This window comes from Pedobacter sp. N23S346, from assembly GCF_048515415.1.
Taxonomy (GTDB): domain Bacteria; phylum Bacteroidota; class Bacteroidia; order Sphingobacteriales; family Sphingobacteriaceae; genus Pedobacter.
The window spans coordinates 22,155-34,730 of record NZ_JBLYEE010000020.1; the positions used below are offsets into that span (position 1 = coordinate 22,155).

The 12,576-nt window shown below is 40.4% G+C and carries 9 protein-coding genes; 8 read left to right on the forward strand and 1 reads right to left on the reverse strand.

The features are described from left to right. The first annotated feature begins 3 nt into the window (after nt 1–3). The 6 genes from ACN1CD_RS22475 to ACN1CD_RS22500 all read left to right on the forward strand — a co-directional run bounded on the left by ACN1CD_RS22475 (nt 4) and on the right by ACN1CD_RS22500 (nt 9,248). On the forward strand, nt 4–906 hold the full coding sequence (locus tag ACN1CD_RS22475) for a universal stress protein (protein ID WP_419132668.1): 903 nt from the start codon (nt 4–6) through the stop codon (nt 904–906). 224 nt (nt 907–1,130) lie between these two features. Beyond that, the gene (locus tag ACN1CD_RS22480) at nt 1,131–3,485 is read left to right on the forward strand and encodes a phosphoketolase (RefSeq protein WP_419132669.1); all 2,355 of its coding nucleotides are present in this window, start codon (nt 1,131–1,133) and stop codon (nt 3,483–3,485) included. A gap of 92 nt (nt 3,486–3,577) precedes the next feature. Then, nucleotides 3,578–3,946 (forward strand): BON domain-containing protein, encoded by a 369-nt coding sequence (locus ACN1CD_RS22485; RefSeq protein WP_419132670.1) that lies wholly within the window; start codon nt 3,578–3,580, stop codon nt 3,944–3,946. Between the two features lie 1,096 nt (nt 3,947–5,042). Further along, nucleotides 5,043–6,698 (forward strand): alpha-glucan family phosphorylase, encoded by a 1,656-nt coding sequence (glgP, locus tag ACN1CD_RS22490; RefSeq protein WP_419132671.1) that lies wholly within the window; start codon nt 5,043–5,045, stop codon nt 6,696–6,698. A gap of 186 nt (nt 6,699–6,884) precedes the next feature. Then, nucleotides 6,885–7,718, forward strand: a complete 834-nt coding sequence (locus tag ACN1CD_RS22495; protein ID WP_419132672.1) for a hypothetical protein — start codon at nt 6,885–6,887, stop codon at nt 7,716–7,718. Nucleotides 7,719–7,745: 27 nt separating this feature from the next. Continuing rightward, the gene (locus tag ACN1CD_RS22500) at nt 7,746–9,248 is read left to right on the forward strand and encodes a L,D-transpeptidase family protein (RefSeq protein WP_419132673.1); all 1,503 of its coding nucleotides are present in this window, start codon (nt 7,746–7,748) and stop codon (nt 9,246–9,248) included. Nucleotides 9,249–9,377: 129 nt separating this feature from the next. Here ACN1CD_RS22500 and ACN1CD_RS22505 read toward each other — a convergent pair whose 3' ends face one another. Continuing rightward, nucleotides 9,378–9,773, reverse strand: a complete 396-nt coding sequence (locus ACN1CD_RS22505) for a tautomerase family protein (protein WP_419132674.1) — start codon at nt 9,771–9,773, stop codon at nt 9,378–9,380. Between the two features lie 183 nt (nt 9,774–9,956). Here ACN1CD_RS22505 and ACN1CD_RS22510 point away from each other — a divergent pair, with 183 nt between their 5' ends. Continuing rightward, the gene (locus ACN1CD_RS22510; RefSeq protein WP_419132675.1) at nt 9,957–11,105 is read left to right on the forward strand and encodes a porin; all 1,149 of its coding nucleotides are present in this window, start codon (nt 9,957–9,959) and stop codon (nt 11,103–11,105) included. 10 nt (nt 11,106–11,115) lie between these two features. After that, a complete protein-coding gene (locus tag ACN1CD_RS22515) occupies nt 11,116–12,546 on the forward strand; it encodes an anion permease (protein WP_419132676.1) in 1,431 nt (476 codons plus the stop codon). The last annotated feature ends 30 nt before the right edge of the window (nt 12,547–12,576 follow it).

The following is a 12,576-nucleotide window of genomic DNA, read 5'->3' on the forward strand; positions in this document are numbered from 1 at the left end:
GCTATGAAAAATATACTATTACTGACGGATTTTTCCGCTAATGCAAGTCACGTTGCAGCATATGCTTATGATTTTGCAAAAAGGATCCAAGCCAGTATGACCATTTGTAATGCCATCACTATTCCATCGGAACTTCCAAATGCAGGCCTGATCATCTGGCCAATGGAATCACCGGCTGTGATGATTGAACAGAGCGAACATAATCTTAATAAACTGAGAATGCATTTGCAGAAACGAGATCAATCCCATAATCAAAAGCCACTAATTACTGTTCTAAATCAGTCTGGAAGCCTTCAGGATGTTGTTGCTGAAATTATTTCAGAAAGGCCAATAGATTTACTCGCCATGGGTACTCATGATAACCATATGGATAGCTTTTTAAAAATGAACCAGGTTCGTAAAATGATTGATGCCTTGCAGGCGCCTGCTTTATTAATTCCGCTTAAATTAAAGTTTGAACCGATCCGCAACATTTATTTCGCATCTGATCTCACCGACTTTTCAGGAGATCTGGAATTTCTGAGCCAAATTGTTCCAATATCCAGGTCATTTAAGTCAGAAATATTCGTAATCCATATTTCCCGAACAAAAATAACTGTTGCATTAAAAGAAAATATTGATGCTATGCTAATTAAATTAAGAAAAGAACTGGGTTATCCGGGTATATATTTTCGTGAAATTATTGGAGATAGCGAAGTATCTACTTTTGAAAAATTGATGATTGAAAAAAGTATGGACCTATTGGTGGTGGTTCATCGGGATCATGGCTTTTTCAGCAGGCTATTAAACGGTAGTATGACCAAAAAACTGGCTGGAGCACTAAGCGCTCCAATGCTCATTTTTAATGAAACAAATAAGAGTTTTAACCAGCAAGCCCAGATGAGCAGTTTGCAGATTAACATCTAAAATAGCAGTGACCACCGTCATTTCAACATTAAGAAGATCTATAGATATTTGTTCACCACGTTGAACGTGCAAATCACATGATGATTTGAAGTAAAACCTATTTACATATAGTCTGGATATTGATTATTATCTTAAATATATACTCAATAAAAACGGCATTTATTAATTCATTTTCTACTACGCTTTTGACAGCGAGCCTGTTGTGAAGTTTAAAATAAAATATTATGCAAGAAATTTCAGAGAAAACCATCGAAAAAATAAACAGCTACTGGCAGGCCGTAAATTACCTTTCAGCAGGTCAGATTTATTTACAAGCTAATCCTTTGTTAAAAAACCCACTTATCCCAGCGGATATTAAACCGAGGCTATTGGGACATTGGGGAACTTCTCCCGGCCTAAACCTGGTTTATGTACACCTTAACCGGTTAATTAAAGATACCAATGCAGATATTTTATATGTTTGCGGTCCGGGCCATGGCGCGCCTGCCATTGTTGCCCATACCTATCTGGAAGGAACTTATACAGAATTGTTTCCCGAAATAACGATGGATGAAGAGGGGATGCTCAAACTTTTCAGGCAGTTTTCTACCCCTGGAGGAATTCCCAGTCATGTAAGTGCCCATACACCAGGATCAATCAACGAAGGAGGTGAATTAGGTTATTCGCTGATGCATGCATTCGGTGCTGTGTTTGATCACCCGAATCTGATTGCTGCTTGTGTGATTGGAGACGGAGAGGCAGAAACGGGGCCTCTGGCAGCCAGCTGGAATTCTGTCGTTTTTTTAAATCCTGCCAGAGATGGTGCCGTATTGCCAATACTTCATTTAAACGGATATAAAATAGCAAGCCCTACCATATTTTCCCGTATGGATGATACCGCACTAAACGAATTGTTCCGAGGTTATGGTTATGAGGTGTTTTTTGTAGAAGGAGAAGATCCTCATCACGTGCATCGCCAGATGTCTTCCACTTTGGATATTGTTTACGATAAGATTAGGAAAATCCAATACAATGCCAGGGCAGAAGGTATGATTCACCAAAGAAAGTGGCCTATGATCATATTAAGAACACCTAAGGGATGGACCGGACCTAAATCATGGAACAATTTACCCATCGAAGGGTCCTTTCGTTCGCACCAGGTTCCATTGGCTGGAGTTAAGGAAAACCCTGAGAAATTGCAAGCCCTCGAGCTATGGATGCGTAGCTATGAACCCGAGAAGCTGTTTGATGAGCAGGGCAAACTAAATGCAGAACTGCGTAGCATGTCTCCCGCTGGAAATAAGAGAATGAGCGCACTACCTTATGCAAACGGGGGCGTATTATTAAAGGATCTTATTTTGCCAGACTTTAAAAACTATGGTATCAAAATTAAGCATCCGGGTGTTACTGAAGCAGAAAGTACCAGAAATCTGGGTAAGTTTTTGCGGGAAATATTTACCATGAATGCCGCGAATAAAAACTTCAGATTATTCTGTCCGGATGAAACTAACTCCAACAGGCTTGAAGCTGTATTTCAGGTAACAGATCGCTGTTTTATGGAGAAAATAATTGATACTGATGATCAATTATCTCCAGATGGGCGCGTGATGGAAGTGTTGAGTGAACACCTTTGTGAGGGCTGGCTGGAAGGATATTTGTTAACAGGTAGGCATGGACTATTTCCATGTTACGAGGCTTTTGTAACCATTGTTGATTCGATGGTTAGCCAGCATGCAAAATGGTTAAAAACGACCCAGGAAATCCCCTGGCGTAAGCCAATAGCTTCTCTGAATTATCTGCTAACCTCACATGTTTGGAGACAGGATAATAACGGATATAGCCATCAGGGCCCTGGCTTTATTGATACGGTGGTAAATAAAAAAAGCAGCGTGATTAGAATTTATTTACCACCTGATGCCAATACCCTGCTTTCGGTGATGGATCATTGCCTGAGAAGTAAAAACTATGTTAATGTTGTGGTAGCGGGCAAACAGCCCGAGTTGCAATGGTTAGGCATGGATGAAGCGGTAGCGCATTGTGAAAAGGGTGCTTCTGTTTGGGAATGGGCCGGGAATGATTCAGGCAAGCCAGATGTAATACTGGCCTGCGCTGGTGATGTACCTACGCTGGAAACGATTGCAGCAGCAGAAATGTTGCATACTTATTTGCCCGGGTTACAGGTAAGGGTGGTTAATGTTGTTGATCTGATGTCTTTATCTCCAAAAGCTTACCATGCACATGGAATGAGCGAGGAGTATTTTAATGACCTATTTACAGATGCAGCTCCCGTAATTTTCGCTTTTCATGGTTATGTGCGCATTATTCATGATTTGGTTCATGGAAGACCAGATTCTGCACGTTTCCACGTTCGTGGTTTTATGGAAGAAGGTACCACCACTACACCGTTTGATATGGTGGTGTTAAATCAAATGAGCCGGTACCATCTGGCCATGGAGGCAGTTAAACATGTTCCCAGGTTTCAGCAAAAGGCCGATGAATTTATCCGCACTTGCGAAGAAAAATTGTCTATCCACAAAGAATATATACGCATTCATCTTGATGATATGCCCGAGATAAAAGACTGGAAATTTAAAGGTTAAATAACGGACTGTTTTCACCGTTGATCGAGCATTAATGAAAAATGATTATGATGAAGAGAAGCGTATTCAGCCCGTTAATAATGGATATTATCATGAAAAAAAAGAATAAAAAACTGGAGCAAAATGTTAGATCAGCCATCATAAACGACTCCCTTATAAAAGTGGAGAACATAGAGGTTTTAGTGGAAGATGGTGTAGTAACGCTTACCGGATTAGTGGATAGTTATGCGAAAAAACTTGCTGCCGAACATGCAGCAAAATCTGTAAAGGACGTAAAAAAAATCATCCAGAAAATAGATGTCTGGTTTTCATTTAAAAGCAACCTGATCATTTTTATGGGAACGAATCTGGTTTTAAATAGCAGGCATTCTTATAAAAATGACAGCGACCAACCTATGAACCATGTGGGGCCGGTGCGTCCGGATTTTCACCATCAAAGGAGTGGGAGGGAATCTTGGTGAAAAGGAAGGGAATACTGCATTTTCGAAGCGGCTTGTAACCAAACTTCTGTTGGACTATCGTGTAGATACATACTCTGGGCATGTTTCCTATCTAATTTGCTAACCAACTTTAATAAAGTACAAGTTTAGCGGCATTCATGAACTTGCAGAAAATGACCGTCTGGCCAAGATAAAGAAGATGGTATTAATTTCTAATTAAGGAGATTTTATCCAGTCCTAGCCGGACGGGCTCTCTTCTTTGTACAACCAAATACCAGCGGAGCTAGCTTGAACACAAAATAACCAATAAACACAAGTGAAAACCCAAAGTTGCCGGCTTGCAATTATTCCTATAGTCTTTATGTTTTTAATTGCATTCATGAGGGCTGCGCCGTTTTTTTGTTAAAGTCAGTAGGTAGGCTTGGTCAATGCCATCCCGAAAAATTGACCATGCCGGTCGAAAAGCGGAACGAAGAAACAGTGGTTTGGCCTTGCTAATTAGTTATAGCGATCGATTCCCCTTCCTATAGACTATTGTGTGTATACATCTTCTGGGCGTAGTTTTTATGCATTTTGCTAACCAACTTTAATAAAACACAGCCTTTACCGAAGTACGCCGTCAATCCCAAGGGCCGGAGAAATCAAAAAAACAGATGCATAATAGTATATCCAGCACTAACAAACCTTAAACGCAGTGGTTTTGTGTTCATTAATGCAGATTCAATTTTTAAAAAGTATTGAACACAAAACGAAGTGCTGCTGTTTTTTTGATGTGCGTGGGGTTGTGTGAAAGGCCCATAGTTGGATTGACAAAGCGCTTTGGGTACTTTGGCGCTCCAAAGTACCATGCCCCCCGCGGCAAAGAGCGGATAAAAGATATTTACAAATTAGTTATGTCCACACGATAGTCCTTTGGAGGGGAGCCCAAAGGGCGGATAGTTAGAAATAAACCATTCAAATGGCATTCTAATAAATATTGTTAATCGAACACACGTTGTTCAGAGTTATGCTTTGAAATCATAGATCATCAGTAATTGATCATCAACATTAATTAATCTTTGCTGGCAAACATTGTCTGTATTAACCTGTTGGTATTAATAAAATAAATAATTTTTCCATGACCAGAACCGAAATCTTTGGGTATCATCCTGAACCAGAATATCAAACCAGTGTAGCCTATTTTTCAATGGAATTCGCCATTGATCAATCGCTAAAGATTTATAGCGGAGGCCTGGGGTTTCTCTCCGGTTCTCATCTTCGGAGTGCTTTTGAACTGAAACAAAATTTGTTAGGCATTGGTATGCTATGGAAATATGGGTATTATGACCAGGTGAGGGATAAGGATAACCAGATGGTTTCGGCCTTCATCCAAAAAGAATATTCATTTCTGGAAGATACCGGAATCGTTTTCTCTGTTCCGGTGCATAGTGCCAACGTAAAAGTTAAAGCATTTTTATTGCGGCCTAATACATTTGGTACCGCTCCATTATTCTTGTTGAGTACTGATCTTCCTGAAAATGATGAGGTAAGCAGAAGCATTACGCATCGATTATATGACCCTAACGAGGCCACTAGAATTGCGCAATCAATTATTTTGGGGATTGGTGGAGGGATGCTCTTAGATCAGCTCAATCTCCAGCCTGATATTTATCATATGAATGAAGGACATGCGGTTCCTTTAAATTTTTATTTGTATGCCAAGTATAAAAATCTTGATGAAATTAAAAAAAGAGTAGTATTCACCACCCATACGCCAGAACTGGCAGGTAATGAAGAGCATGACTTTTCGTTGCTGAAAGAAATGTCTTTCTTTTACCACATGCAGGAACATGAAGTGAAATTTGTGCTTGGCCTGGAAGGCGATAAGTTTAATTATACGCTGGCAGCACTGAAGTTTTCAGGCAAGGCAAATGGTGTCTCTAAACTTCATGGCGAGGTGGCGCGAGAAATGTGGGGAAGTTATGATGGCACCTGTGAGATTATTTCAATCACCAATGCCCAGAATCAAAAGTATTGGCAAGATCAGGCGATAGCCCAAAGCGTAAATGATAATAATCAACAGGCATTTTTAGCCAAAAAAAAGGAATTGAAATCACTCCTTTTTCAGGAAGTAGCCAATCAAACAGGAAAACTATTTGATGAAAATGTGCTTACCCTGGTGTGGGCCAGGCGTTTTGCAGGTTACAAAAGAGCAGATCTGTTAATGCATGACTGGCAGCGTTTCGAACATTTACTAAAAAATTCAAAATATCCAATACAAATTATTTGGGCAGGTAAACCTTACCCCGAAGATACCGGCGCCAATCAGATCTTTAATGATATTATTGCTAAAACAAAAACTTTAGCCAACTGCGCAGTATTGGTTGGTTACGAACTAGGTTTGTCGTCATTGCTAAAAAAGGGTGCTGATGTATGGCTTAATAATCCAAAAATGTATCGCGAAGCTTCAGGTACCAGCGGCATGACTGCAGCAATGAATGGAGCGATCAACTTGTCTATCCCAGATGGTTGGATTCCAGAGTTCGCCATTAATAGTGAAAACTGTTTCCTGATCGAGCCCGCTCAGGATGCGCTACCCGAGGAGCAAAAAGATAGAAAGGAGAATGCTAACTTGATGGATGTTTTGGAAAATACGGTATTACCTACTTACTACGATCATCCATCAACATGGTTTAACATAGTTCGAGAAGGGATCAAAGGAGTCATCCCTGAATTCGAGTCAGCGAGGATGGCAGAAGCTTACTATAAGCAAATGTATCGGAAGGTCGATTAGAAAATCTAGATTACTTAACATTTCATATCCCTTTGATATAGACGGTTTCTTTAAATATGCTTTTATTCACACCTGCAATTATCGGGTATGATGAGCAACGGCAGTCATTAAGGTGACTGCCATCATTTTATTAGCTTAAGTCTGTGCCTACATTTATGATCAGCACATAGCTTAAAGAAAATTGAAATGAAATCTATTTTAATCGTTAACGATCATAGTTCAGAATCTGAACATGCAGCTGTATTTGCGCTTGTGCTTGCACAACGTATTGGTGCAAATATTATCCTGGCCAATCTGCCGGAGCTAAAATTGTCTGCAGCAGCTACGTATGGGTGGACAGAAACGCCTCCTGAGGAAGATTTATCAGGAACAGTGCATTCCGAATTGATGAGAAATCTTCTTGAAAGAAAGATGATTAATCCCGGATTTAAACCAGTAATCCGGGAAATGAATTTTTCTGCCGAGAAAGAAGACCTGTTTACACTAACCTCCGAAAACGAAATTTTAATGGTTATAAAGGGTTTGGATGAATTTCTTCCACATGCTTTGCTGAATGTAAATCTGGCCATCAACAATCTATTAAATAAACTTCACGTTCCATTATTAATTGTTCCATCCTCCTGGTCTGAAAATGAACTCAAACGGATGGTGTATCTGACAGACCTGCGGTTCTGCTGCATCGGCACTTTAAAATTTCTTGCAAACCTTGCAGCATGCTGGGATGCCAACCTGGTTATTGCACACTCATCGGCAAGTGGTCTTCCCCAGATGGAACTTAACCAGGCAAAAGAAGTATTTAATGAAGAGATTAGTTTAAATGTTGGCTACAAGAAGCTCTTTCTAAATATGCTCGATCAAGGCAAATCCGTAGATACCATTGAAGTTGTGGTGAATGAGATGCAAGCCGATCTGTTGATACTGGTGAACCAGCATTTTCATTTTAATTCCCTTACTGAACAGTATTTTAAGGATAAGTGTGCACTATATAAACCTGTTCCATTACTTGTTTTTCCATCATAATCTTCTACTGTTTTTAATAATCAAAAAATGGAAAATTACTTCAAATCCAATCGTCAGTCAAAAAATAAGCAGACAGTATTTATCATTTGGTTGGTTTGCCTTTTGTTGCATGTATCTTTCAATGCGCTGGCTCAAAATCCGGTTATCTCTTTTACTAAAGAGGGTGAGAGAGAGAAGGAATTAATTACGCAGGAAACAAAAGTGCAGCTATTGGAATGTAAGAATATGCTTAATTATCCAAAATCGGTAGAACGGTTTTACAAGGATAATGCTTATCAGTTAGCATGGGTAACCAAGCTAAATCATAACCGGCAGCTGGCTCCAGCCATGCTGATATTGGATTGTGTAAAGCAGTTTGGTCTAAACCAGGATAATTTTCATGGCAATAACCTGCTTTATAAACAAATAGAAGTGTTGGCTGAAGAGCCAGAAATGTTAAGCGGTGGTCAGCGGGCAATTTTTGATGTATTAATGACTGATGCCATGATCACCTTTATGAATCATTTACATTATGGAAAGTTTAATACCGCATTCACTCCAACAATAATTGACGAAGGCAAATCAGGTGATTTTAATGCCGTACTCAAATTAGCAAAATTAATGGAGAGTAAAGATTTTTATAATGAGATAGCCGGGGTGCAGCCATCATCCAAAGAATATGATGACCTGCAAAAATACATGCACCTGGTTCGGGGCCAATACCTGGAAGACAGCTATGAATTTCCAGAAAAAAGCGTTCGGAAAATGACGATCAACATGGAACGGCTGCGTTGGACTGTGAATAATCAGTCTTCCAGCTTAACCATTAATATTCCGGCACAAATGGCTAAACTGAATTTAGGCGATTCGGTGTATCTATTCCCCGCTGTCGTTGGACAAGCCTCATCGCCTACGCCAACATTAGAAAGTTTTATTACCCATTTTACCACCGCACCGGAATGGAAGGTGCCCCATCATATTTTCGTAAATGAATTATTGCCAAAAGCAATAAAAAATGCAAGCTACCTGAGAAATAATCATTTCACCATCTATGATGCAAAAGGAAATTTTGTAGCCTTAAGCACTAAGAAGTTACAGTACATCAGGGCACATCCAAAAAATTATTATGCAAGGCAATCATCAGGATGTGATCATCCGATGGGAAACCTGGTATTTCAATTTGAAAACCCATACCAGGTCATCTTGCATGATACGCCTCAGCTTAAACTGTTCCGCTCAAAAAACAGGGCCTCCAGTCAGAATTGCATTCGTGTAGAAAAAGCAGAAAAACTTGTCGCACTGATTTTAGCTGCAGATGGGAGCAAAGCCAAAATTCTACCGATGAGAAAAGCGATTGCCGCCTATCAGAAAAAGGATTTTGTACTTAAAACTCCATTTCCCTTATTGGTTAATTACATCACCTGTGAAATGATTGATAGCCAACTGATGATCTATCCAGACCTCTATTTGCAAGACCGTGCACTGGAAATGGCCATGTATGGTTATGAACGGTTACTCGCATCTGATTTGAAAATAAGTTCAAAACTTTAGAAAACGGAGTTAGATTGTTAATATGTATTAGAATACCATTTGAACGGTTATTTTTGTTTTTAACCAACCCGCCCTTTGGGCATTCCCCAAAAGGAGGGGAATGGCGATCGTTAAATTAAATTTGGCTATTTACATCGCACCCTCATCTGGTGACCATTCTGAACTGAAGCTTCCCAAACGTTGGTGGTACATTTCATCTCCGCTGTGCTGCGTAAATTCGATGTTAAGCTGACCAGTCTCCAGTCCTAAAACTTCATTACACATTTCAATAAGTGCCCGCGAAAGTTCAGTTCTGATATTTGGATCGCGGCCCTTGCGGATGTCACACATCATAATTGCGGCGGGCATGGGTTCATTATCGCCACATCTCCAGATAGAACCTTCACCCAGTTCACGAATGCTAATGGTAGTTCGATTCGCATCAGCCTTCATAATTCGGGAGTAAGTTTCGCCAATGCGTTTTGCCAGCAATTTCTTGGTCGCAAAAGGATAATTTCTGATTACTTCCAGCTGTAAATAAGGCATAATAATTTAATTAAAAGATACAGACCTGAATTGGTGTTGTATCCACTTCAAGATAGGATTATCCACGCTATATTATTACTGATTCACATCACCATTCAATTTGATAGCCATCACAGTTTAGCACTTAAAATCGCCGCACCTTTATACCAATAAAATAACAGTACAAACTGCAAACGCCATATCGTGAAATACTTCTACTTCTTTTTGATCATCCTTTTGATCAGTCCATTTATAGCATTTGCGCAGCAGAAGGACCGAACCCGATTGAGCGACACCCTCAAAAACTATTCAGCTTACAAAAGAAAGCTATCTTTTGCGGGGGTACTGCAAACCAGGTATGTACTGGCACTTGATAAAAATATCGATATCAATGGTAAAAACTTTGACCCCGATGCTTCCAAAGCGGTAACAAATTCCTTTCTGGTTAAACGGGCGAGGATCATGGTAAAGGGCGATATAAACGACCATTTCTCTGCAAACATTTTGGCTAACCTTGCCGAATTTAGTAGTGATCCCACCAATAAGGTGCTTGAAAATGCGTACATCAAATATACGCTCAACCAATACTTTCATATTCAGGCCGGACAGTTTCGTCCCTTTTTCGGGATAGAAGATATTATGGCTGTTGATATTATTCGAACGCTTGATTTTTCCAATCAATATTATGCCTTTGGTAAAAATGGATGGCAAAGTTTCCAAACCGGACTTTCCGTTCTGGGTAATGTAATTCCCGGAGGTAAGCTCCGCTATTTTGCCGGCGTGTACAACGGAAACAATAAGAACCAACCTTCGGATGATAACAATACCAAAAACCTGTATGGAAGATTGGAAGCCGATTTTTTGAAAGATTTTACCATTGGTGTGAATGCAGGAACGGGCAGCTTGGCAGCCAGCGGCGTTGGTCAGGCTTACGGAGCAGATGCAACGGTGAAAATCCCTTTATCAAAAAAAATTGATCTGTTACTGATGGCCGAATATAAAAAAGGCGCTAATTTTTTAGCCTATAATGCCGATAAACAGACGCTTCGTCCAGCGTTAAGTGAATACCAGATGCAGGGCTTTTATTTATTCCCAACGCTACGGTATAATCACCAAAGCCGTAGGCTGCGTGCCATGGAATTCTCTTGCAGGTATGAATATTTTGATGAAAATAATAAGCTGGCCAGTAATCCCCGCCAAACCCTGATCCCTAATATGTCGCTGATTTTTGCTGATGACTTTTATGCTGCCCTGCAAATAGGTGTAGCGATTGATCGCTTTAAAAATCAGGTGCCATTAACTACCACTTACAACCGTAACCTGGGCTATGTTCAGTTGCAAATACGCTTTTAACTAAACTATCATGAAAGAAATTAATTTAAAATCGCTGCTGATAACCATTATTGTAGGCGTAGCAATCTGGCTGGTTCCGGTGCCCGATGGGGTGAAACCCAATGCCTGGCATTTACTGGCTATTTTTGTGGCAACCATAGTAGGCATCATTTCTAAAGCGGCATCTATGGGTACAATGGCCATTATCGGCATTACCCTTTGTGCTGCTACGCAGGTTTTAGCACCTGGTGATCCAAGTAAATCTATCCTTAATGCACTTAGCGGTTTTGGTAATTCAACTATTTGGCTTATCGGTCTGGCTTTTTTTATTGCCAGGGGATTTATCAAAACCGGATTAGGAACAAGGATTGCCTATAGTTTTATCAAAATTTTTGGTAAAAGCCCTTTAGGTTTAGCTTACGGATTAAATACAGCAGATCTTATTCTGGCACCTGCCATTCCCAGCAATACCGCAAGGGCAGGGGGAGTGATTTTTCCCATCATGAAATCCATTGCAGTAAATATGGGATCAATCCCCGAGAAGGCAGAAACGCACAGAAAAATTGGCGCTTTTCTTACTTTGAGCAGTTACAATGCAAATATGATTACTTCGGTTATGTTTTTGACTGCAACAGCCAGTAACCCCATGGCGCAAAAGTTTGCCCATGATCTTGGCGTAACCATTACCTGGGGAAGCTGGGCCATTGCAGCACTGGTACCCGGATTGGTTTGCTTTCTTCTTGTCCCTTTGTTTTTATATAAAGTTTTTCCACCTGAATTGAAGGAAACCAAAGAAGCGCCGGCCATTGCAGCAAAACAGCTAAAGGAAATGGGGCCGATGAGTATAAAAGAATGGCTGATGGTGGCCACCTTCATCATTCTGCTTGTGCTCTGGATTTTTGGAAACCTGTTTGCCATTGATGCGACAACCGGAGCCTTAATCGGCCTGTGCATTTTATTGTTATGTGGCGTGCTGACCTGGGAAGATGTGAAATCAGAAAAAGGTGCATGGGATACCATCGTTTGGTTCTCTTCATTGGTGATGATGGGGTCTTTTTTAAACTCCTTAGGCTTCATCGGCTGGTTCGGGCAATTGGTAGGTGGTCAAATGGCTAACTTAAGCTGGCAACTGGCCTTTCCGGTTATTATTTTAGTTTATTCTTATTGTCATTACCTATTTGCGAGTGCAACAGCACAAGTTGCTGCCATGTATTCTGTATTTCTGGCTGTCGGTATTGCTGTGGGCGTTCCGGGAACTATGCTCGCTATCTTCCTGGGTGCCTGTGCATCATTAATGGGATCACTTACGCATTATGGTCATGGCCCGGCTCCAATATTTTTTGGAAGTACTTATGTGGATTTAAAAGACTGGTGGAAACAGGGGTTTTTCATGAGTGTTTTATTTCTCCTGGTCTGGTTCATTATCGGCGGTTTGTGGTGGAAAGTTATTGGCCTTTGGTAATAAAAATTCAACGCATCGCTATGAAAAATA